Source organism: Nitrospira sp., assembly GCA_024760525.1.
Classification (GTDB): domain Bacteria; phylum Nitrospirota; class Nitrospiria; order Nitrospirales; family Nitrospiraceae; genus Nitrospira_D.
This window is the reverse complement of record CP060499.1, coordinates 3,834,045-3,855,630: the sequence shown is the minus strand read 5'-3', so window position 1 is coordinate 3,855,630 and position 21,586 is coordinate 3,834,045. Positions and strand designations below refer to the sequence as shown.

22 protein-coding genes are annotated in these 21,586 nt (G+C 55.0%); 19 read left to right on the top strand and 3 right to left on the bottom strand.

Features of this window, described 5'->3' with window-relative positions:
• The first annotated feature begins 4 nt into the window (after positions 1-4).
• From H8K04_18105 to rlmB, 3 genes are read left to right on the top strand one after another with little or no spacing between them, the layout of a single operon-like run.
• The gene (locus H8K04_18105; GenBank protein ID UVT18039.1) at positions 5-634 is read left to right on the top strand and encodes a DedA family protein; all 630 of its coding nucleotides are present in this window, start codon (positions 5-7) and stop codon (positions 632-634) included.
• A 5-nt stretch (positions 635-639) separates the two neighbouring features.
• Positions 640-2,106: a cysteine--tRNA ligase gene (locus H8K04_18100; GenBank protein ID UVT15688.1), complete on the top strand. Its 1,467-nt coding sequence runs from the start codon at positions 640-642 to the stop codon at positions 2,104-2,106.
• A 10-nt stretch (positions 2,107-2,116) separates the two neighbouring features.
• Positions 2,117-2,872, top strand: a complete 756-nt coding sequence (gene rlmB, locus H8K04_18095; protein UVT18038.1) for a 23S rRNA (guanosine(2251)-2'-O)-methyltransferase RlmB — start codon at positions 2,117-2,119, stop codon at positions 2,870-2,872.
• On the opposite strand, the gene H8K04_18090 is transcribed toward rlmB, so the two are convergent.
• Positions 2,859-3,158 (bottom strand): response regulator transcription factor, encoded by a 300-nt coding sequence (locus tag H8K04_18090; GenBank protein ID UVT15687.1) that lies wholly within the window; start codon positions 3,156-3,158, stop codon positions 2,859-2,861. The two genes, rlmB and H8K04_18090, sit on opposite strands and share 14 nt — an antisense overlap.
• A gap of 159 nt (positions 3,159-3,317) precedes the next feature.
• On the opposite strand from H8K04_18090, the gene H8K04_18085 reads away from it, so the two are divergent.
• The 6 genes from H8K04_18085 to H8K04_18060 all read left to right on the top strand — a co-directional run bounded on the left by H8K04_18085 (position 3,318) and on the right by H8K04_18060 (position 9,469).
• On the top strand, positions 3,318-4,103 hold the full coding sequence (locus tag H8K04_18085) for a prepilin peptidase (protein UVT15686.1): 786 nt from the start codon (positions 3,318-3,320) through the stop codon (positions 4,101-4,103).
• A 289-nt stretch (positions 4,104-4,392) separates the two neighbouring features.
• On the top strand, positions 4,393-4,824 hold the full coding sequence (locus tag H8K04_18080; protein ID UVT15685.1) for a prepilin-type N-terminal cleavage/methylation domain-containing protein: 432 nt from the start codon (positions 4,393-4,395) through the stop codon (positions 4,822-4,824).
• Positions 4,821-5,306 (top strand): prepilin-type N-terminal cleavage/methylation domain-containing protein, encoded by a 486-nt coding sequence (locus H8K04_18075; protein ID UVT15684.1) that lies wholly within the window; start codon positions 4,821-4,823, stop codon positions 5,304-5,306. The genes H8K04_18080 and H8K04_18075 overlap by 4 nt, the downstream gene beginning before the upstream one ends.
• The gene (locus H8K04_18070; protein ID UVT15683.1) at positions 5,303-6,061 is read left to right on the top strand and encodes a hypothetical protein; all 759 of its coding nucleotides are present in this window, start codon (positions 5,303-5,305) and stop codon (positions 6,059-6,061) included. The genes H8K04_18075 and H8K04_18070 overlap by 4 nt, the downstream gene beginning before the upstream one ends.
• 13 nt (positions 6,062-6,074) lie before the next feature.
• Positions 6,075-7,544, top strand: coding sequence for a hypothetical protein (locus tag H8K04_18065; GenBank protein UVT15682.1), 1,470 nt, complete (start codon positions 6,075-6,077; stop codon positions 7,542-7,544).
• A 197-nt stretch (positions 7,545-7,741) separates the two neighbouring features.
• On the top strand, positions 7,742-9,469 hold the full coding sequence (locus H8K04_18060; GenBank protein ID UVT18037.1) for a type II/IV secretion system protein: 1,728 nt from the start codon (positions 7,742-7,744) through the stop codon (positions 9,467-9,469).
• 31 nt (positions 9,470-9,500) lie between these two features.
• Here H8K04_18060 and H8K04_18055 read toward each other — a convergent pair whose 3' ends face one another.
• Positions 9,501-9,842, bottom strand: a complete 342-nt coding sequence (locus tag H8K04_18055) for a PilZ domain-containing protein (protein UVT15681.1) — start codon at positions 9,840-9,842, stop codon at positions 9,501-9,503.
• Positions 9,843-10,109: 267 nt separating this feature from the next.
• Here H8K04_18055 and H8K04_18050 point away from each other — a divergent pair, with 267 nt between their 5' ends.
• From H8K04_18050 to H8K04_18025, 6 genes are all read left to right on the top strand, one after another.
• Positions 10,110-10,622, top strand: a complete 513-nt coding sequence (locus H8K04_18050; GenBank protein UVT15680.1) for a prepilin-type N-terminal cleavage/methylation domain-containing protein — start codon at positions 10,110-10,112, stop codon at positions 10,620-10,622.
• A gap of 16 nt (positions 10,623-10,638) precedes the next feature.
• Positions 10,639-11,166, top strand: coding sequence for a type IV pilus modification protein PilV (gene pilV, locus H8K04_18045; protein UVT15679.1), 528 nt, complete (start codon positions 10,639-10,641; stop codon positions 11,164-11,166).
• Between the two features lie 45 nt (positions 11,167-11,211).
• On the top strand, positions 11,212-12,441 hold the full coding sequence (locus H8K04_18040; protein UVT18036.1) for a PilW family protein: 1,230 nt from the start codon (positions 11,212-11,214) through the stop codon (positions 12,439-12,441).
• A gap of 68 nt (positions 12,442-12,509) precedes the next feature.
• On the top strand, positions 12,510-13,067 hold the full coding sequence (locus H8K04_18035) for a hypothetical protein (protein ID UVT15678.1): 558 nt from the start codon (positions 12,510-12,512) through the stop codon (positions 13,065-13,067).
• A gap of 30 nt (positions 13,068-13,097) precedes the next feature.
• Entirely contained in the window at positions 13,098-13,448 is a 351-nt protein-coding gene (locus H8K04_18030) for a hypothetical protein (GenBank protein UVT15677.1), read from the top strand.
• 51 nt (positions 13,449-13,499) lie between these two features.
• Positions 13,500-17,837 carry a hypothetical protein gene (locus H8K04_18025; GenBank protein UVT15676.1) on the top strand — a complete coding sequence of 1,446 codons (4,338 nt, stop codon included), beginning with the start codon at positions 13,500-13,502 and terminating at the stop codon, positions 17,835-17,837.
• Positions 17,838-17,861: 24 nt separating this feature from the next.
• On the opposite strand, the gene H8K04_18020 is transcribed toward H8K04_18025, so the two are convergent.
• Positions 17,862-18,095: a hypothetical protein gene (locus H8K04_18020; GenBank protein ID UVT15675.1), complete on the bottom strand. Its 234-nt coding sequence runs from the start codon at positions 18,093-18,095 to the stop codon at positions 17,862-17,864.
• Here H8K04_18020 and H8K04_18015 point away from each other — a divergent pair.
• The 4 genes from H8K04_18015 to ftsY all read left to right on the top strand — a co-directional run bounded on the left by H8K04_18015 (position 18,094) and on the right by ftsY (position 21,500).
• The gene (locus H8K04_18015) at positions 18,094-18,909 is read left to right on the top strand and encodes a hypothetical protein (GenBank protein UVT15674.1); all 816 of its coding nucleotides are present in this window, start codon (positions 18,094-18,096) and stop codon (positions 18,907-18,909) included. The genes H8K04_18020 and H8K04_18015 overlap by 2 nt on opposite strands.
• A gap of 94 nt (positions 18,910-19,003) precedes the next feature.
• Positions 19,004-20,068, top strand: coding sequence for a PhoH family protein (locus H8K04_18010; GenBank protein UVT15673.1), 1,065 nt, complete (start codon positions 19,004-19,006; stop codon positions 20,066-20,068).
• Positions 20,068-20,562 carry an rRNA maturation RNase YbeY gene (gene ybeY / locus H8K04_18005; GenBank protein ID UVT15672.1) on the top strand — a complete coding sequence of 165 codons (495 nt, stop codon included), beginning with the start codon at positions 20,068-20,070 and terminating at the stop codon, positions 20,560-20,562. The genes H8K04_18010 and ybeY overlap by 1 nt, the downstream gene beginning before the upstream one ends.
• Entirely contained in the window at positions 20,559-21,500 is a 942-nt protein-coding gene (gene ftsY / locus H8K04_18000; protein UVT18035.1) for a signal recognition particle-docking protein FtsY, read from the top strand. Before ybeY ends, ftsY begins: the two co-directional genes overlap by 4 nt.
• The last annotated feature ends 86 nt before the right edge of the window (positions 21,501-21,586 follow it).

Genomic DNA, 21,586 nt, shown 5'->3' with positions numbered 1-21,586 from the left:
AGGATTGATCGAAGCTGTCATCAGTGAGCTGAGCCGATTCATCATTGCCTGTATTTCGAAATTCGGCTATGCGGGCATCATCTTTACCATGGCTGTCGAGAGTGCGTGCATTCCCTTGCCGAGCGAGATCATCATGCCCTTCTCCGGTTACCTTGTGCTGACCGGGGAATTCACCATGCTGGGAGTCACGCTGGCCGGTGCGGTTGGCAATGTTCTTGGTTCCATCGTGGCGTACTATGCGGGTGTGTGGGGAGGGAGGCCGTTTGCGGAGCGCTATGGGCCTTATTTCCTCCTATCGCATCATGATCTCGATGTTGCCGATCGCTGGTTCGCCAAATACGGCGAGGCCGCTGTTTTCTTTAGCCGCATGCTTCCGGTTGTGCGCACGTTCATTTCGCTTCCGGCGGGCATCGCGAGGATGAATTTCCCCCGCTTCGTCCTCTTCACCTTTGTCGGCGCGCTGCCCTGGTGCTATCTGCTGGCCTACATCGGCCTCCGCATGGGGGAACAGTGGGAGCATCTGCGTGACTATTTTCATCAATTCGACATCGTGATTGGACTCGTGCTTGCTCTGGCCGTAGGGTACTTCCTCTGGTCTCACTGGCCTAAGCGACGTATGAATCCAGAGGCCTAAGCCGTATGCTCAAGTTATTCAATACCCTCACCCGGAAACGAGAACCTTTCGAACCCATCGAGCCGAAGAAAGTCCGCATGTATGTCTGCGGCGTCACGGTCTACGACTATTGCCATATCGGCCATGCGCGGAGTGCATTGGTGTTTGATGTGCTGCGACGTTACTTGGAATACAGCGGCTATGGCGTGACCTTCGTGAAAAACTTCACCGATGTGGACGACAAGATCATCAAGCGCGCGAACGAACAAGATATTTCCTGTGACGCCGTGACCGCGAAGTACATACGAGCATACCAGGAAGATATGCGAAAGTTGGGAATCAGGCCCGCGACGGAAGAGCCGAAGGCCACTGAGCATATGAGTGACATCATTCAATTGACGGACGCGCTGGTTAGGAAGGGTTTGGCCTACGTCGTGGGCGGCGATGTGTATTTTGAAGTCTCGAAATATCCCGAATACGGGCGTCTGTCAAAACGACGACTCGAAGACATGCAAGCTGGCGCGCGTGTGGATGTCGATGCACGAAAACATCACCCGATGGACTTTGCGCTGTGGAAGAGCAGCAAGCCGGGGGAGCCGGCATGGGAGAGCCCGTGGGGACCCGGCCGGCCGGGCTGGCATATCGAGTGTTCGGCGATGTCGATCAAACATCTCGGTGAAACCTTCGACATCCATGGCGGCGGGATGGATCTGATTTTCCCCCACCATGAAAACGAAATGGCCCAGTCTTGCGGCGCAACGGGAAAAACCTTCGCGCGCTATTGGGTGCACAACGGCTTCGTGCAGATCAATCAGGAGAAGATGTCCAATTCGCTCGGCAATTTCTTCACGGTTCGTGAGATTTTCGAGAAATCTGAATGGTCGGAAGAGGTGACAGGGGAAATTCTCCGGTACTTTCTCCTTTCAACCCACTACCATGGGCCACTCGATTTTTCTGATCAAGCATTGAAAGAGGCCAAAAACGCCCTGAATGGTTTCTATGACCTCTTTGGACGTCTCGGCGAGTCCGATGAGAATTTGATAGCGGACCGGGACCTGGAACAGTCGGTCCAGCGCTTTAGGAACTCCTTCAAAGCCGCAATGGATGACGACATGAATACACCGATGGCCGTTGCCGAATTTCAGAAACTGCGGAGCGACATCAATAAACTTCTGGATCGGGGAATTTCCACGAAAGCGCGACAGATTGCCAGAGATGAATTTCGCGCCATGGGCAATCTGTTGGGGCTGTTTGGGTTGGACAAGTGGCAGTTTCACGACTCAGTTTCCGACGCATTGTCGGCCCATGCCATGGAGACCGCAACGGTTCGAACTGCCCTATCTGAAACGGACATCGAAATGTTGCTGGCTGAACGGAAACAGGCCCGTAATCGAAAAGATTTTTCGCGGGCGGACGAGATCAGGAAATCGCTCGCCGCTCAAGGAATCATCATCGAGGACAAACCGGATGGCACCAGCCGCTGGAAGCGCTGACGGACAGGAGATTCTCTATGGCCTCCATGCCGTACGTGAAGCCCTGAAGGCCGGTCACCGGCCATTGCAGCGCGTGCTGGTTCTTCGGACCAATAAACAGTTTGCCGATCTAGTGCAACTGGCTCGCTCTCGTCATGTTCCGATCCATGTCCAGCCTCTGACCGCTCTTGACCGCCTCATACCCAATGGCAAGCACCAAGGCGTCGTGGCATTTGCCGCAGCAAAAGCCTATCAAACGGAGGATTCAATTCTGGCTCGCGCAGCCCAACGCCATGAGCAGCCGCTCGTGGTCATCTTGGACGGTGTAGAAGACCCGCACAACCTTGGAGCGGTGCTTCGGACCGCGGAGGGAGCCGGGGCTCACGGTGTATTTGTTCCCGAACGAAGAGCCGCCGGACTCACATCGGTAGTTGCGAAGGCTTCAGCCGGAGCGATCGATCACATTCCTGTGGCGCGTGTAACGAATCTGAGCAGATTACTCGAGTCGTTGAAGACAGCTGGAGTCTGGATCTACGGAGTCACGCCGTCGGCAAACAAGGTATTCACCGACGTCGATCTGCGAGGACCCATCGGGCTTGTCTTGGGAGGTGAGGGCACGGGCATTCGGCCGGGAGTTCTGCAGCATTGCGACGAATGTATCCAAATTCCTCTGAGAGGCCAGGTCCAATCGTTGAATGTGTCGGCAGCCGCCGCGGTAGTCTTGTTCGAAGTGGCTCGTCAACGTCGTCCAAACAATCAGAAGCGGGACGACTCTACCGGATTCTGAGCGCGCCCCCCTGGATCGCGGTCTTCAGTAATTGAGCGGTATTCGATACCCGCATTTTCTTCATCATATTGGCGCGGTGTGCCTCGACGGTCTTCACGCTGATCTTCAAGCGTTGACCGATCTCCTTGTTCTTAAATCCTGCCCATATCAATTCCAGAATTTCCTGTTCGCGTGACGTGAGCGATTCAGGACGCTTTACGCGAGGAGGAGGCTCAAGGTCGGCAAGAGATTTCCGAGGCCGAGGCTTCGCAGTCGCTTTAGCCATGATGATGAGTTCTCCTTTCATAAGGATGAGTTCTCCTTTGATAGTGATGCATTTCAGGTATACTCGATATAGACCGAACAAAACAGAACGCAGTCATTATGAAATGATCGATTACGATTGTAAATGCAGGGCCTTCGGCCCTAGTAGGGTTGCTGGGTAAGGAAAGCACTCTGAGCAATTATGCATGAGAGCCAAACTCTACTGCCGTTGGTGATTGCCGGCCTTTTTGGCGGGCTCGTCGGCAGCTTCTTAAATGTGTGTATTTATCGTCTTCCACGGCAGGAGTCGATTGTGTGGCCGGGATCTCATTGCCCGACTTGCTCCCACTCGATCGCTTGGCACGATAACATTCCCGTCGTGAGTTATCTGGTTCTGGCCGGCCGCTGTCGACAATGTTCAGTGCCGATTTCCTTCCGCTATCCGTTGGTGGAGATTCTGAATGCATTGGGTTATGTAGGGATCCTTTGGTTCTTCGGTCTTAGCTGGGCTGCCATGGCGTATGGATTGCTCTATTCGGCTCTCCTCGTCGTAGCCGGAACGGATCTTTCTCATAAGCTGATTCCCAATGCCGTTACGTTCCCCGGAATCATTGTAGGTCTCATCAGTGCCGCGACCATTCTTCCGCTCGGCTTTCTGAACGGGTTATTGGGAGTTCTCGTCGGAGGAGGAATTCTATGGCTCTTGGCGTGGGCCAGCCCCTATGTCTTTGGAAAAGAGGGCATGGGAGGGGGAGACATCAAGTTGCTCGCTATGATCGGGGCGTTTCTTGGGTGGAAACCCGCGCTGATGACGATCATGGTGGGGTCCTTCTTAGGGTCGCTCGTCGGCGTGACGCTCATCGTCGCACGAGTAATCAGGCGGGAAGACTACATTCCATTCGGACCGTTTCTTGTGTGCGGCGCCTTGGTGGCGCTCTTCTTTGGGCAATCACTTCTCGACTGGTATCAAGGGGTGCTGGCTGGCTAATGGCTCCCATGGCCACTTCGGAGCGTTTAGTCACTGTATCTCTTCCGTAAGGAACTGTATCTATTGGTGTATAGTTGTGCTCTTCCGCGATCCCTTTCTCTTCTGACACTGCCCCTTCTTCCTTATTCCACGCCTTCTCCGTTTTCTTTCCTTGATTCCATGGTTTAGAGCATCCAGATCCTCCTCATCGTTGTTGGGACACGATCCGCGAACGGTCTATCCCTGAGCGGCACGACTCTTGACATAGCGATCGGCCAAGCTCACCGGAGCAGTCACGGGGGGGAAAGAGATGAGGCAGGACGGTAAAACTTTGACGGAGCTGATGGTCGTTGTGGGAATCATCGGCATGGTCTCGATCATGGCCATTCCCAACCTCTTGGGCCTCAACTCACGTACGCAGGTCCGCTGTACCACGGAGGAGGTCGCCTCGGAACTGCGCCTTGCGAAGCAGCTCGCGTTGACCTATCGCGATCGGGTTCGGATCCTCATCGATATGGAGCAACAGGAACTGATTACGCAGTTCGTCAACGGCGGCACCATTCACCATGTGTATCGCTATGGGGGGAAGGGTCTTGTGATCGAGGAACCAAGTACAGGGCCGGAGATCCAGTTTCATCCCAGCGGGCGATCGGCCACTGCAACGACGATTCTACTACGCAGCCATGAGGGCCAGACCCAAAAACTCACCGTGAGCCTTACGGGTCGGGTATCAATCCTATGAACGGCTCACTTCAACAGAACGGATTCAGTCTTGTCGAGGTGATGGTGGCGATGATGATTTCCGGAATCGCGTTGATGGGGGCACTGGGCGCGGTGGAGGTTTCGTCGAGGCATCTGCAACAGGGTGGCCTGAGCCATCAGGCATTGGAACTGGCCCAGGCCAGATTGGAAGTGAAGCGTTCTGTTCGCTGGCAGTCACTTCTGGAGGATGATCTGGATCGCGATGGTGTTCCTGAAACGTTCATGGCCGATGACGGCCGAGGCTACGACGTCACCGCGGGCGATGGGATCTACACGGCCATGCATGAGCGCGATGGGGTGACGGTTGTGTGGACAATCGAAGGTGAGCGTCCGGGACCACTGAGTGCGTCCGGCATGGTGACCATCCGAGCGGTCGCTTCCTATCCTGGGTTGCGAGGGCAACCGAGAGAAATCCATGTGGCGACTATTCGAGCCAATCCCGGATATGTGGGGCAGCAATGAGCCGCGAGGGCGCTGTCACTTCTGAGCTGAGACGTCAGGCTTGTTTCCATGCCCTGGTCAATGTGCGCGGGGTCTGTCTGACTGAGTTGATGATCAGTTTGACCGTCGGGGCTGCTGTGCTGGCCGCAGTGCTGAGTGTCTTCAATGTGGTTCATGCCCACGCAGAGAAGCAGCACCGGACATTGAAACTCCAGCAGGATCTGCGATTGGGGCTGGAAGTATTTGAGCAGGAAGCTCGATTGGCGACGGCCGAGTCGATCGTCACGGTGACTCCCGATGAGTTTGTGTTTCAGGCCAATCTCAGCGCCTATCGGACGACCACGACCGGTGCGATTCTTCCCGGCCAATCCGTCATCCCGGTTCAGGATGGGCGCGGATGGGGTGAAGGAAAGACAATCCTTGTTTGTGGCCCGGGCGCCTGCGAATCGCATCGACTCTCTCGCGGAGGACAACGATATCAGTTGGCTCTGGCAGAGCCGGTGGGGGTGTCATTCCCGGCTGGGGCTGCTGTTGAAGTACACAATCGAGTTCTCTATTACGTGAAGCACGAGAAGGAAGGTACGTCAAATCTGATGCGCATGGTCGATGGGGGCGCGAGTACGCTTATCGGAGAACTCGACGACGTCAGGTTCTCGTACTGGAGTGAGATGGGACAGGAAACGAATCAGCCGTCGCAGGTGAAGCGCATCGTTCTGGAAATTCAGTCAAACCAGTCATTGCATAGAATGGCCCGCGAAGTGAGCATTCGATCATAGGAGGAGACGAGACATGTTGCCGATGAACACCCACACAGGCCAGCAGGGGATTGCACTTCTGGGGGCTATGGTTATCGTGCTGATCTTATCGTTACTGGCCACCACCCTTCTGAATCTGGCCGGGCAGGAGGCCATCAGTGCCAATGCTGGAAGCCAAGCGGCCGTTGCCCAGCAACTTGCCGATGCGGCGAGCGAACTCGTGGTCGCCTGGTTTCACGACCCGCGGTCGACCGCCATGACACCAAGGATTGCGTCACTGCGCGAAAAAAGAAATCGTGATGCAGAAGGAGCTCCTTCCTTTTTCGACCCGACCGGCCGCTCACAGTTTGTGGGAACGGCGAATCAGCCGGATTTTCGCGTTCATGCAGAGAACGCTACGGAGAATCAGATATTAAATGATCCTGAGGCCGGGATGTTTCGTGTCATGCAGCACCTTGGACATGTGGAAGAACTCAAAGTGTACGCACCCTCGAACCCGGGTCTTTTGTGCTCCGTCGACGCCACCATTGCAACCCATACCAATCCGCCTGTCCGGCAATCAGTTTCCCTTCAGCTTGGTGCGCTGGACTTGCCGCCCCTGAAAGCCGCTGTCCAGGTGGGTAAGTCCTTAGGCGTGTACCAACCGGGGAGTGAGTCGCCTGTCAGCGTGCATTGGGGCGATTTACGGGTCGGTGAAGACCTTGTTCTGAGGCAAGGCGGCGATATCCCCACACACAGTTCGCTTGCTCCTGTGACCGGGCAGGGATATGACGAAACGGCTCAACGGGAGGATCGGTGGATGCAAGCCTGGGTGGGAGGAAACGTTCAAATAACCCAACCCCCTTCGAGCCAAACCACTAGTCTCCCACACAATCTTCACGAGGCCCAGAATCCTATTCCCGGGGTGCGCCTCGATCAGTGGAACTACGAACACGTGAAGCGACTGGCAAAACGGTTTGGTCGGTACTTCGGCATCGATCGCGGCGGTCTTCTGTATCCGCAAGGTGTCGTAGCACCTGGACATGGCTTATCTCCCGATGAGGTACTCCGGTCCCAAGCCCCTGGTGATCATCGCGGCCTGATTTTCATCGATACGCTCGACCAAACCGCACCACGTCTTGATAATCTCGGCACCCTCAAACTGCAGACCCAATACGTAGAGGGTACCGTGGTGATGCAGGGTCACGTTGTGCTTGCTCCGAATGGGCTCGGTTCGTCCATCCCTGCTCTCAGCCCTCCAGAGACGGATCAGGGCGATGATCCTACCCGCGCACCCGTTCAACTCTCGGGCATACATTTCAACGGAGTGCTGTATGCCAGCGGTACCATCACGGTCGCGGGAAGCGTGAGGCTGTATGGAGCTGTGGTTGCCGGAGAGACGATTGCGCAATCGAGTTCAAGAGGCACGTTCGAAGTGTGGTACGAGCACGAACTCGGACAAGGTCTGTTTCGGGGATTGCCGGTCGTGTATCGAGCCCCAGGCACATGGATGGCACGCTACTGAATTGCATACGCCGCCTGTGGTGTCTCGGCGAGCGGGTAAGGCGTGCACATAGCGTACAAAAGCAACTTCTTATTGTCGGCGACGCGGGATGAGATAGAATGATCACGCACGGTGCTGAAGCGCATGGTAAACGGCACGTTCTTTCCGCTGCCTGTCTGAAAAAGCCACAGATGGCCAAACCACCTCGCAAGATGACGATGGCGCGCAGTCTTTTGGACTGTATCGCCTATCGTGGGCTCATCAGTCAGACCGAACTCGAAGCGGCGGTGGAGGAATCGTTATCAAGGGAAGTAGATCTGGAAACCATCTTGCTCGAGAAGTATCGTGTGCCGAGAGCCGCACTCGGATCAGCGCTCAGCGAATTCTATCAATGTCCGTATGTTTCCTATGATGAACGGACCGTCATCGACCCGGAACTCTTAAAGAACCTCAGTTTCGATTATCTCAGAAGAAACTCCTGGATTCCCATGAAGCGACAGGGAACCGTGCTTGATATCGTCATCAACGATCCCCACGACTTAGAAAAAGGTCTCGATATCCGTCGCGCGTTCCCCGGCACGACGGTCCGCTTCTCTGTCGGGCTTCGGAGGGACATCGAGCAATACCTCCTTGTCGCAACAGGCCAGGCCAATGGCGGCTCGATCACTGAGATTCTTGGGGAACTCGTCGATGAGGCCGGTATCGAGCGACACGGTGATGGCGAGTCGGGCGAGATCGATGAAAACGATTCAGCCATCGTGCGCCTGACCAACCAGATTATCGCCGAAGCGTATCGATTAGGGGCGTCCGATGTGCACGTAGAGCCCTATTCGGATCGCAAAGAAACAGCTGTGCGGTTCCGTGTCGATGGGACGTGTTTTACGTACATGCGGATCCCGGCAGTCTATCGACGAGCCATTGTCTCGCGTCTGAAGATCATGGCCAACTTGGATATTGCCGAGCGAAGGAAACCTCAAGACGGAAAGATCCGTTATAAATTGGCGAAGGATCGGGAAATCGAATTACGCGTCGCCACATTGCCGACCGCAGGAAGCAATGAAGATGTCGTGCTGCGTCTTCTGACCGCCAAGGAAACGATGCCGTTGGAGGCGATGGACTTTTCGCCGGACGTGCTGGAGACCGTCAAGGCGCTTTCCGAGCGTCCACATGGAATTTTCCTCTGTGTGGGACCGACCGGCTCAGGGAAAACCACCACGTTGCATGCCGTCATGCAACACATCAACACGGATGAGCGAAAAATTTGGACCGCCGAAGACCCCATCGAGATCACACAGGAGGGTCTCAGGCAAGTGCAGGTGCATCCAAAGATCGGGTTTACCTTTGCCTCGGCGATGCGCGCATTCCTTCGAGCCGACCCGGACGTGATCATGATCGGAGAGATGCGCGATAAAGAAACGGCCGATACTGCGATAGAAGCCTCGCTCACCGGTCATCTGGTGATGAGCACGCTGCATACCAACAGTGCGGTAGAAACCGTCACTCGATTACTGGATATGGGGTGCGATTCGTTCAACTTTGCGGATGCGATGTTGGGGATACTCGCGATGCGTCTCTGTAAACGTCTTTGCCTCCAGTGCAAAGAGGGCTATCATCCGACTCAACAGGAATACGACGAATTGGTGCAAGGCTACGGAGCGCGGTATTGGGATAAGCTTGGCGTGATGTACACCGACGACTTCACTCTCTATCGTGGAAAGGGTTGTGATGTCTGCAATCACAGTGGGTTTAAGGGACGGGTGGCGTTGCATGAACTCCTGGTCGCATCTGAGGACATCAAAAACCTGATTCAAGGGAGGGCGCGAACGGCTGAAATCCTCAGTGTGGCAATGCGCGATGGAATGGCCACACTGCTGCAAAATGGCATTCAAAAAGTGCTGAAGGGTGTTACGACATACCGGCAGGTCCGCGCCGTAGCGATAAAGTAGCGCGAGTAGTAAATACGAACCACTGAGTTTGCTAAGGGGTCTGCTCCAACATCGATACGAACGTCTTCAGCTTCAGAAGCATCTCGGGCGCAACTTTGATAAATTCCAACCCGCATCGATGCCCTGAGACCCAGCGAACGGCTGCCAGTTCAATGTCAGCCGGCGCCTCCCCGTTTAGCAAATCAATCTCCAGAGAAACATAAGTCGAGATGGCGGGAAGTTGCTCCGCCGTGATGGCACATCCCTGTGACGAAAGGTTCAGGGCTGTTCCCTCGGTCTTGTGAGCAACGTGGCCGAATTTACAAGGAAGTTGGATGGCAAATCGTGGGACCTTACGAGATTCCTGTGTCATCCACCGCTCGCGAGCCGGCATTTAGACTCCCTGTGCTTGATTGGCGCTGCCCATCCGTAGTTGCCTCAACAAGAACCCTAGTGGTGATTGCGCATTCTGTCAACCAAAGACATCCGCTCTCCCGTACGAAACGGTACAGCGCCTCAGCCGAAAATTGTCGTGCATTCGCGCGAAAAATGGCCGCGCTCATTGGATCTCGTCGGATAAGGATTGCCATAAAATCAAGAAGTTAGGTGGAGGAAACGACTCGCTTAAAACGGCATGCCCCTTGCTCGATTAGGAAACGCCATGAAGCAAACAGCAAAACCCATGAGCAAGCTCCGTTCAAACGAAAGTGGCTTCACTTTGGTAGAAATTGCCATAGTCGGGGCGATTATAGGCATCGCGGCGGCAGTGTCTGTTCCGAGTTTTCTTCAGATGTACGCAAAGCATGAGCTCTATCAAGCTACGACCAGTCTTTATAACCGGTTGGTCCTTGCTCGTTCTTCAGCGATCAGCCGCAATATCTTGATTGCCGCTACACCGGCGAGTGTTCCAGCGGGACTAGACACAGTGGCATTTACCGCTCCTTTGAGCACCGAAATCCTTCCCCAGAACGTACGCTTCATAACGCCCTTACCGGTGAACCCACTCGGCTTTACTCCTCGAGGGTTGAGCACCACACCCTTGGCTGTCCAAACCGTTCAGCTGCAGAGTACGCGAGACTCAAATCTCATTTACACAATTTCATTGATGCCCTCGGGAAAGGTGACCTGGTGTCGACGAGCGATTAATCCGTGCACCATCAATGAAACATCGTGAACAAGAAGGTAAGCGAATGTTGAAAGTACGCAATGAAAAAGGATTTACGTTGGCTGAGGTGATGATCTCCGCGGCCATCCTCGGTGTGGGGGTCATGGGCATGGCTGCCATGCAAGGCGTGTCATTTACGAAGAACGTTGATGCCAACGACTTATCCATTGTCACCAATGTCGCGGCCGACATGATGGAGAGGATCCAAAGCAATCGACGCTTCGCTTGGGCCTACAACAACTTGGACACCACAGGGCCGGGGAACTGTTTAGCCGGCGGGATTCCTGCTCCCCTGCCAGCCATGCCATTTCCTGCGATCGCCGCTTCGCAAGCGGCGACAAGAGCGATCCAAGGTGATTGTACTCAGTGGCGAACTTTGGTTCTAGCCACGAACCTGCTCAATGCACGAGGTACGGTCCAAGCTGCTCCTGTGATTCCACTACGAGCTGATTCAAGCGCTGTACAAGTCACAGTACGGCTTCAGTGGAATGATCGTGCCGCGGGACAACGGGCAAGAGCAGTGGCCTTCCAAACACTGATTGAGCCGGAATAAGGCTTCTTGATGAGGACCACCAAGAGGATACGCGGGGGACTCGCAATGAGACAATTATCCGATTCGCGAGACCAGAGCCAGAGAGGCTTTACACTGACGGAGATCATGGTCGCGACGGCGATGACGACGGCCATCATTGCGGCCGGGTTTGGAGCTCTGGTCGTCAGTCAGAAGACCACGCGCATAACCGGACAAGTAGGAAGCACGCAGGCAACGGCGCGGAATGCCATGGACATGATCACGGCCGATCTCAAGTTAGCCGGATTCGGGATGCGCGGTCTTTCAACGGCGGTAGGGGGATGCCACATCAACGGCACGCCTTCGTCCTTGGTCCCAGGCGACAACAACCCTCTTGGAGCAGACACCGGCCCGGATACCATCTCAATGGTTGTTCCAATGACAAACTCCATTACTGCGGTGGGACCACTGTGGCAAGTCTTCGTTCCTGTAGCACCCGGTACTATTGGAGGAATCGATGTATCGATAGCGAGTATTCCCTTGCCGGCAAATGCGACTACAGCGATGGGGAATGCGATTCCTGGTGGTGCGGCGGCGCTGCTTGGCATGCCTGTGTCAATCGGTGGCGTTGCTGGTTCAAGGATTCAGTCTGTCAATCCAGGAAGCTTGACGCTGAATCCAGCGATTCCTGCTCCCACGGCTTTTGGGACTGGGGCGCAGGTGTATTTGCTGCAATGCATCACGTACCAGGTGATTCCTCCTCCTGATGCCCTCAATCTCTGCCAGGGAGCTACCCCCTGTCTCGTCCGTGGCGCTGTTCCGGCCGCACTCGTAGGTCTTGGTGGGCCGCCCAACTGTAATCAGGTGAATTCAGGATGCATCCCTATCATGGACGGAGTCGAGGATCTGCAACTCGCCTATGCCTGTGATGGCTGTGACCCTCGTGTCAATAACGGTAGGCCTGATTTGCAGCCGGACGATCTCAATCTTTCGAATCAGTTCGACCAGGCTGATTTCATCACGAATCGAAATTGGTTTGGTGTGGCCGCACCGTATGGGAATCGCATGACACCCAGCACGATTCGGCTGGCTCAGGTCAACATCGTCGCACGTCAAACCAGAGCCGATCAAGGCATGGGGGAAGCCCAATCGACTCCACTGCATACGACCACCTTCCCTGTCATCAGCGATCACAACCACGCGAATGGGCTCTTTGCTCCTGGCGACACCGCATCTCCGACACAGCAGGCGAACTATTTTCAGTTTCGCCGGCGCATTCTGACTCGAACGATCGAACTCCGCAACCAAAGGCTCTAACTATGAGGATTTCTCGTGTGGTTCCGAGTGAAGTCTGGACGCTCAGCAATGAGCGTGGCACGTCATTCATGACGGTGATGTTGCTGATGTTGATCATCGGTGCTCTCGGCGTTGCAGCACTGACAATGACGGGAATGGAAAACTCAATGGCTGGAGCAGTCCGCATGGTTGAAGAGGGAACGGATGCCGCAGAGGCATGTGTGGGATCCGCGGTCCGCGCAATTCGATTGACGATGGAGGATCCTCAAATGACCGGTCAGGCAGCTGTACTCATTGCACCTCAGGGACCGGTGCCGGCTATCAATCAGGGGGTATTTACCCAGGAAATTAACGGAGCACTGGCATTTCGAAATTACCCCGACACCCCTGTTGGGGCGGGTAATGCGCCAAATCTTACAATGAATGTGAATGGCTATATCGTCAATGGGGACATCGATTTTCTTTATTCCAAGCGACGAACCGGCAGTGATTTCGCTGATCCGGACAAGCCAACCTTTGATCAGTTCTATCGAGTGGACTGTGTGGCGGCAAATGCAGCGACGGGTGCCACCAGTCGGGTGATTGTGACCTTCGATTGCCTTAACACCACTGGGGAAGGATGCGTGAAACGAGCGACGAATGGTTAAGACATGATGGGTGGGAGGCCATGCAACACTATGAAACTCAAAAGTCAGGGTAGTCATTCATCGCTGGATCTTCGCAAGCTGATAGTTCTTTGTTCGATCCTCGTTTTGGCTGGCGCGGGAGTAGCTCAAATAAGTCGTGCCGATGAGCCGCTTCCCTCCGCTATGACCAGTTATCCCAAGGGAACAATCACCGCAGTATATGAAGCGACGTTTCAAATTGACGGGCGTACATTTAGTCTCACACCTGAGGTTGTGCTCGTCGATCGCCATGGTGATCCATTGGCGCCAACCGCCATTCGAGTGGATATCGATGCGAAATATCGCATTCAAAAAGGGACCACAGACAAGATCGACTGGATGTTACTGTATTTGCCGCGGTAAGTAGCGAACAATGCGAGCCAGCACGCCGAAAGAAAGTCAATGGAGGGTGCCATGAAATGCGGGGATGTTGTACTTCGTGGGACCATTCGGATGTTTGTGTTGGTGGGATGTCTTGTAGGGACCGGCGTCAGCCATGCCCAAACGATGGATCAATACTTCGCCGTGCCACCGTTCGTCAGCGATCAGGTTGCGCCGAATATCATTCTCGTGCTGGATAATTCCGGGAGTATGAGTGGTCTTGGATGCGATCGCAATGATGACGGAGATTGTTCAGATGGAGGCGGTGACCAATTCGTTAATACAACCAACTGGTCCGGCTATTTCGACACATTGCGTTGTTATACCTACGACTCCGGTGCCGATGCACGCTTTGAGCCAGCCACAGTCAAGGCAACCTTGGCAACAGCGTGCGGTAACACAGAATGGGATGGCAATTTCGTGAATTGGGCGACGTTTCGGCGGTTCGACGCCCTGAAAAAAGCCATGATTGGGGGAGACTGCTTCGTCGCTCGTGCGGCCGACGGAACCTGTCCCACGAACGGAACCCCCGCCTTGAAGACCGTTAGAGCCCAAGCTTCTGGTGTGAATACCGAACTTGCCGCAGTGAACTACAATGCTGGTGCCGGCCCCAACACCTATTTGGGAAGGATTCCTTCAGCCGACAGAGGGACTAATCCAGGCACGATCTATATCGGCACCGACGCCGCTTATTTTTGCGTAGACAACGACAATAATTTTGATAGCAACTGCGGCGATGGCTTCAGCCAGCGGAAATACGAACTCAAGATTGGCTATAGCGCTGAACCGACCGGTACCATCCAACAGATTGGCGCGCAAGCACGATTCGGGCTCTTTGAATTCAAACCGACTGGGGACGGTGCCCGCATGCTGGTCGGTGTCGGGTCCCGCCAATCGATCGACTTTTCCGGAACAGGCGTAGAGACGTTTAATACAAATACAGCTGCCATGATCGACGCGGTTCAGGAATCCTTCCCCTCGACCTGGACACCTCTGTCAGAATCGCTCTACGAAACGACTCGCTACATTGCCCAAATCAATTCGACCTATCTCACCACAGCATACGTATATCCCATTGCCTATGCAGGGGGCAATTCGAACGGCGTGGCGTTCCAGGGGACAGGAGTAGGTTCGATAGGCGGATCAGAAATCTCGGTTCTGACCGGCACAGAAGCGTGCCCCGCCGGCTACATTACGAATGGGTGCGGCCGGGACCCGTACTTTTTCGGCAGCAACCACACGCCGGCCTGGGCAACAACTTCCACACAGGTCGCATGTTGTAAAACTTTCGTGATCCTTGTCACGGATGGAGCGCCAACGCAGGACACCAATATTCCAGTCGGATTGCGGGACTACGCTCACGGACAACACGGCCTCCATTGTACGGGAGGCAATGCGACCATTCATGCACCGAACGGGACGTGCAATACCAACAATTCGACTCCACCGGCAACTCTTCTTGGCGAGCACAAAACTGATTATGATGACAGTGGAAACCATTACCTGGATGATGTGGCCTTTTGGGCTCATACGAATGATCTACGGCCTTGTAACGGGTCAGCCGATGGCGTCATTTCAGTCCTGAGCTTGACTGGCCACTGTTTGCCGGGCTTGCAGAATCTCACTGTCTACACATTTTTCGCCTTCGGAAACATCGCTGGTCGAGAGATTCTCATGCATACAGCGAAACTCGGAGGCTTTGAGGACAGTAACGGGAATAACCTTCCTGACCAAGTGTCTGAATGGGATAAGGTCATCAATGCCACTGGTGCTCCAGGCACGGATGGAATTCCGGACAACTATTTTGAGTCATCCAATGTCGATGATTTGCAGGACCGCCTGATGGCGACCATTACCGCAATCCTGAGGAAAAGTGCGTCAGGTACCTCCATTTCGGTGCTTGCGACTTCCGCCACCGGTGAAGGATCGATCTATCAAGCCTATTTCTACACGAGTGACGTCGGTCAGGGCGGAGCGAATGTCAAGTGGACGGGGTACGCGCACGCACTCTTCGTAGACGGATTCGGTAATTTCAGAGAGGATACAAACCAGGACGGCGTCTTGACCTACGATGCTGATCTAATCGTCACGACGCGCTACGACAATAATCCCGCAAGTCCGACGTATCAGAAAGTACTCGTCGACAAGTACGCCGATACGAGTCCGGCTGACGGAGTGGCCGATAGTGCGACACCCACGGTCACCGGCGATCTCAAGTCAATCAAGCCCATTTGGGAGGCGGGCAAAGAACTTGCGAACACGGCCTCGGCCTCACGCAAGGTGATTACGTGGGTAGACACCAATAATGACGGGATTGTCGACCCCACAGAGCAGATTGATTTCAGTACGGCTAACTGTGCGGCGCTTCGGGCCTATTTAAGATACGCAGCCGATACCTGCGCCGGGAGCACCAACGCTACGAATTTGATCAACTTCATTCGCGGTGATGAGATTGCGGGATTGAGGACCAGGATGCTCGAGGTTCCGATTGGAAGCGGGAACTTCAAGGTCTGGAAGCTGGGTGATCCGATTCACTCAACCCCGACGGTAGTGGGCGCCCCCAAGGCACGCTACGATTTGGCCTTTGGAGATGCCACCTACACAGCCTTTTATGCGAAATATCGAACCCGACGTCAGGTGGTCTATGTCGGCGCGAATGATGGGATGCTTCATGCATTCAACGGAGGCTACTACCACAAGGGTGATGATCCTACGACAGCGGCCGTTACGGAGCATGGCTGGTACACGAAGAACCCAACGGACAATTCCAGCGGCTTAAGTCTTGGGTCGGAGCTCTGGGCCTATATTCCCCAGGAATTGTTGCCTCATCTCCAGTGGCTTGCCAGGACGGATTACACACACGTGTACTACGTCGATCTCAAGCCGACGATTACTGAAGCGAGAATCTTTACACCGGATGCCGATCACCCGGGTGGTTGGGGAACCGTGCTGATCGGAGGATTTCGGATGGGTGGCAGCTGTGGGAACTGTGCCGCAGGCTCGGGGGCACCGCCGATGACGGTCACGATTGGAGGTGTGCCGCGCACATTCTACAGTGCATACTTCGCTTTGGATGTCACCAATCCTGAAGTCGATCCCAAGGTGCTCTGGGTATTTACCGACAGTGGCCTTGGGCTGACCACAAGTTATCCAGCGGTTGCTCGCATGAACCCGAAGACAGACAGTCCCATCAATCCAGCCAATGAAAAGTGGTATGTCCTGTTTGGATCTGGACCGAACGGGTATCAGGCGGATCTCACCGCCGCTTCGCCACAGACTGCAAAGCTATATACCGTAGACCTAAAGAAGGGGCCTAAGGTGGCCGCGGGTGGGAGTTTGACGACCATGCCGGTCGGCTCATGGCAATCATTCTTGGGTCATGTAGTTGCGGTAGATAAGGATTCCGACTGGAGGACAGACGTAGCGTACATGATGCGGACCGCCCACGACGGAGCCCTCCCATGGCGAGGCAAGCTCCATCGTCTCACCATGGGATGCAGCGCAGCGCCGTGCAGTCCAACGACATGGGGCATAGCTAATGGAGTCAACCGAACTCCGACGGAAGTGATCGACACGTTCTACGACGCAACTCTTGGGACGACCGTGGAGGTTGGACCTTCTGCGTCGGCTCCGGCCGTGACCCTGGATGACACAGACAAGATGTGGGTATTTTTTGGAACTGGTCGGTATTTCAGTAATGCCGACAAGGTCGATAATACGATTCAGCGGATTTTCGGAATCAAGGATTCTGTGCTGAGTGCCACCTGTACCGAGACTTCCACAGTGAGTTGTCTGGATGATGATCTCGTGGATGTCACCAAGGCGGTGATCTGTATTGTCTGCAGTGGGAGCACGAATGAAGTGACAGATCCAACCAATACAGGCGTCACGACCTTCAACGGCACCGGAACGACGTCGATGATGGGCTTGGTTGCCTCGAAGGATGGCTGGCGTGTTACGTTGCCTGGGCCGGCCAGCATCACAAATCCAACGACTTTCGTGACAACGAACTATTCGGCCGAACGTTCCGTGGTCAACCCGACCTTGGTAGCGGGGTCGATATTCTTTCCAACATTTGCCCCGACGAACGACTTTTGCGCGTCGGATGGCACAAGCTACCTGTATGCGCTCTTCTATAAGACCGGAACGGCGTCGACAGCTCCTGTAATCGGCACGGCGACATCCGGCGGCAATACCAATGTAAATGCGAAGATGTCCTTAGGAACTGGTCTTGCCTCGAGCGGAACGATCCACTGCGGGCAAGGGTGTAGCTTTAACATCCAAATGTCTACCGGCGCGTTCACTCAAGGCGACGCGAATCTCGAAGGCAACTACAGCCGCTATGTGAACTGGGTGCATCAACGTGACTGAAGTAACGCTAAGGGAGTGTCTTGGTCAGGTCATGGCGCGGACCATTCGCGCCATGACCTGAATCACGCGATTGGAAGAAACAGCTTTGAGCAATGTGCGCAGGTACAACGTAATTTCTGTCAATTCGTGGCTCTTCGTTCTTGGTGTCTGTACGGCCTTCTTCAACGTGTCCTGTACCGAATCCTCTCCAAACGCTATCACTAGTTCAGCTCCTGCCAAGGGAAACCTGCCTCCCGCTATCACTTCTGCGAGGATCATGAATGACCCCATTCCACTGACCGGACCGGTCGAGGTCCAGGTTGATGGACAAGATCCGGAACGGGAAGCAGTCTCATTCGAATACCAATGGTATATAGATAATGCCCCGGTTTCTCGACAAACCAACTCGACTCTCCCGGCTGAATTGTTGAAACGTGGCCAAACGGTTTTCGTAGAGATTATTCCTTCAGACGGTGCGAACAAAGGGCAACTCTATCGAACGAAGAGTGTGGTGGTGGGAAACACTGTCCCGAAAGTGACGGCTGTTTCGCTAACGCCTCAGATGGCTCGCGCCGGCGATAAGCTTGAGGCACAGGTGGATGCGAACGATCCAGATCATGATCGAGTCGACTTGGCCTTCAAATGGTTTCGCAACGACTCTGTGATCAAAGAGGGAGAAGAACCGTTTCTCGATACGACCGGATTTTCCGCTCGCGACATCCTCACGGTCGAAGTGATGGCCTCTGATCCCACAGGTTCGGGGACTTCCTTAAAATCCAGCCCGCTCATGCTAGGCAACAGTGCTCCAAAGATCGTATCGACTCCTCCTCCATCCGCTGCGCAAGAACGGTTTGATTACGCGGTGAAAGCGCTGGACCCGGATGGCGATCAGGTAACCTACTATCTGGAAATGGCGCCGCCGGGCATGACCATCGGCTCAGAGTCAGGTCATATTGGATGGCTGATCCCAACCGATCTACAAGGTACATTTCACGTCAAGGTCGTGGCGAGGGACGGGCAGGGGGGACTAGCCTCGCAGGAATTCGACTTGACCCTGACGGCCGCAGCCCCTCCTACCCCTTCCGGAGCGTGAAGTTTCATCAAAGATAATACATCTGCTTGTCTCCGAGTTTTCCTGTCTGTTACAATTGCACCAATGACAGTGGGAGGGAGACCACCCCGCGCTCGTGCGTAAGCTCAAATTACGAGAAGGCACCAATACCGCCGTCCTGTTCGGTCATCACGACCGACATCTCAAGTTAATTGAAGACGAACTGGGTGTACGGCTTTCCGCACGGGGTGAAGAACTTACTTTGGATGGCCTTCCTGAAGCTGTCCGTCAGGCAGAACGTATCCTCCTCGAACTCGCATCCCTGACGAACGAAGGTGTTACTCTGCAAGCCGAGGATGTGACTCACGCCCTCAGCGCCTTGCGCCGAACTCCCGAGGCTTCACTCAGAGATGTGCTCGGCCAATCGGCGATGATCGTCACGAAAAAGCGATTCGTCGGTCCCAAGTCTCCGACTCAAAAAATTTACATCGAAGCCATCGAACAGCACGATATTGTCATTGGCATCGGGCCGGCGGGGACAGGTAAGACTTATCTGGCCATGGCTATGGCAGTCAGTGCCTTGATGAACAAGGAAGTGAGTCGGATCATTCTTGCCCGGCCTGCGGTCGAGGCAGGGGAGAAACTCGGCTTCCTGCCGGGCGACATCTATGAAAAAGTGAATCCTTATCTGCGGCCTCTCTACGACGCGCTGTTCGACATGATGGACATGGAACGGGCTAACCGGTTGATCGAGCGAGGCGATATTGAAATCGCGCCGCTGGCTTTCATGCGCGGGAGAACGCTGAACGATTCCTTCGTTATTCTGGATGAAGCGCAAAATGCAACCGCTGAGCAGATGAAGATGTTCCTCACCCGGCTGGGCTTCCATTCGAAAGTGGTGGTGACCGGGGATATCACGCAGGTGGATCTGCCGACCGACCGAGTCTCGGGCCTTATTCAGGTTAAAGAGATACTTCGCGATGTCGAGGGGATCGCCTTCGTCTACTTCGATGAGACAGACGTCGTGAGACATCGACTGGTCCAAGAGATTATCAAGGCGTACGATCGTCATCAGTCGATGAGTGGTGATCCTCGATCGACTCGCGAGCCGGGTCCCGCGTCGCAGCGTCAACCCTCAAACCCACGCAAGTCTCCCGCCACCAGCCCGTCGTCTCGCGACCTCTCCGGAAGTTCTCATTGATGGCTGTCTATCTTCGCGTGAGCCTCACGCGACTTGCCGTCCGGCAGGCTTCCTTGGTACATCTGGCCGAGCGTGTGTTGAAGGCGGCCGGAGAGCCGAAGTCGGAGTTGAGCCTAGAGTTGGTAGGGGACGTACGCATACGCCGATTGAATCGTGAGTATCGCAAGCAGGATCGAATCACGGACGTGTTGGCTTTCTCTACCCGTGAGGCCGTCTTGCCCGGAGGCGTGTGTCCTGCGACCGGTATGCTCGGCGATGTCGTGATTTCCTTACCGACTGCGGTTCGCCAAGCAAGGGAAGGCGGACGATCGGTCGACGATGAGCTCGCCATGCTCTTGGTACATGGAGTGCTTCATCTTTGCGGATACGATCATGAACGAAGTGCGCGCGAAGCGGCGCGAATGTCGCGTCGTGAACGAGCCGTTCTTGGAATGATTGCTCCCGTGCCTTGCCTCGTAACCGGGCGTGCCGGACGGCCCACAAAGGATCGCTGAGAATGGGATGGTTTCAACGACTGAGCGAAGGACTCGGCAAGACACGACATATCGTGCAGCAGTCGCTGGATCGCTTTCTTGGACGGGCGCCGGACCAAGAGCTTCTTGAGGATCTTGAAGCGGCCCTCCTCACTGCTGATCTGGGCGCTCGGGTCGTCGATCGCGTGATGCGGCAGGTCAGTGAGGAAACACGCGGGGCAGAGGCGAAGACCTCGGAAGGGCTTCAGAATGTCCTGAGCCGGTCGCTTTACGGCATATTGAAGACGGGATCGGGGCCGACACTGGAACAGCTCATCAATGAAGGCCCCAGACCGTTTGTCATCCTGGTCGTCGGGGTGAATGGTGTCGGAAAAACGACCACGATCGCCAAGATCGCACAGCGGGTGACGCAGACTGGGCGTCGCTCACTGCTCGTAGCCGGGGATACCTTTCGGGCCGCCGCCATTGAACAATTGCAAGTGTGGGGCGATCGGGTCGGAGCGGAGGTGATTCGCCAGCGCCACGGCGCCGATCCTGCGGCAGTTGCGTTCGATGGAATCGTCGCGGCCAAAGCCAGGAAGGCGGACGTGGTGTTGATCGATACAGCCGGCCGCTTGCATACGAAGTCAAATCTTATGGATGAACTGCGGAAAGTGAAACGGGTGATTGGCCAGGAATTGCCCGGTGCCCCACATGAAGTGTTGTTGGTGTTGGATGCCACCGTCGGGCAGAACGCGCTGTCCCAAGCCCGTCAGTTCCATGAAGCGGTGGGCGTCACGGGGCTGGTTCTGACGAAGCTGGATGGGACTGCACGAGGCGGGATCGTCGTGGCGATTGCCGACGAATTGAAGCTTCCCCTTCGTCTGATCGGTGTAGGGGAAGGAGCCGAGGACCTGCAAGACTTCAATGCCGAAGCGTTTGTGGCGGCTCTGTTCGGACAGCCGGCTTCCTGCTCATAAACCACGCCTTTTCTTCTCATTGTCCCCGGTGTCGTGCTATTCTTTTTTTCGCGGTGAGCATCGTTTCAACTTGAAGAGGGTCGGCA

Coding starts and splice junctions, on each gene's coding strand:
- H8K04_18035 (UVT15678.1), top strand. CDS start 12,510: ATGACGGTGATGTTGCTGATGTTGATCATCGGTGCTCTCGGCGTTGCA.
- H8K04_18030 (UVT15677.1), top strand. CDS start 13,098: ATGAAACTCAAAAGTCAGGGTAGTCATTCATCGCTGGATCTTCGCAAG.
- ybeY (UVT15672.1), top strand. CDS start 20,068: ATGGCTGTCTATCTTCGCGTGAGCCTCACGCGACTTGCCGTCCGGCAG.
- H8K04_18100 (UVT15688.1), top strand. CDS start 640: ATGCTCAAGTTATTCAATACCCTCACCCGGAAACGAGAACCTTTCGAA.
- H8K04_18075 (UVT15684.1), top strand. CDS start 4,821: ATGAACGGCTCACTTCAACAGAACGGATTCAGTCTTGTCGAGGTGATG.
- H8K04_18040 (UVT18036.1), top strand. CDS start 11,212: ATGAGACAATTATCCGATTCGCGAGACCAGAGCCAGAGAGGCTTTACA.
- H8K04_18085 (UVT15686.1), top strand. CDS start 3,318: ATGCATGAGAGCCAAACTCTACTGCCGTTGGTGATTGCCGGCCTTTTT.
- H8K04_18065 (UVT15682.1), top strand. CDS start 6,075: ATGTTGCCGATGAACACCCACACAGGCCAGCAGGGGATTGCACTTCTG.
- H8K04_18025 (UVT15676.1), top strand. CDS start 13,500: ATGAAATGCGGGGATGTTGTACTTCGTGGGACCATTCGGATGTTTGTG.
- H8K04_18020 (UVT15675.1), bottom strand. CDS start 18,095: ATGATCCTCGCAGAAGTGATAGCGGGAGGCAGGTTTCCCTTGGCAGGA.
- H8K04_18050 (UVT15680.1), top strand. CDS start 10,110: ATGAAGCAAACAGCAAAACCCATGAGCAAGCTCCGTTCAAACGAAAGT.
- H8K04_18015 (UVT15674.1), top strand. CDS start 18,094: ATGAATGACCCCATTCCACTGACCGGACCGGTCGAGGTCCAGGTTGAT.
- pilV (UVT15679.1), top strand. CDS start 10,639: ATGTTGAAAGTACGCAATGAAAAAGGATTTACGTTGGCTGAGGTGATG.
- H8K04_18080 (UVT15685.1), top strand. CDS start 4,393: ATGAGGCAGGACGGTAAAACTTTGACGGAGCTGATGGTCGTTGTGGGA.
- H8K04_18060 (UVT18037.1), top strand. CDS start 7,742: ATGGCGCGCAGTCTTTTGGACTGTATCGCCTATCGTGGGCTCATCAGT.
- H8K04_18070 (UVT15683.1), top strand. CDS start 5,303: ATGAGCCGCGAGGGCGCTGTCACTTCTGAGCTGAGACGTCAGGCTTGT.
- H8K04_18055 (UVT15681.1), bottom strand. CDS start 9,842: ATGCCGGCTCGCGAGCGGTGGATGACACAGGAATCTCGTAAGGTCCCA.
- H8K04_18090 (UVT15687.1), bottom strand. CDS start 3,158: ATGAAAGGAGAACTCATCATCATGGCTAAAGCGACTGCGAAGCCTCGG.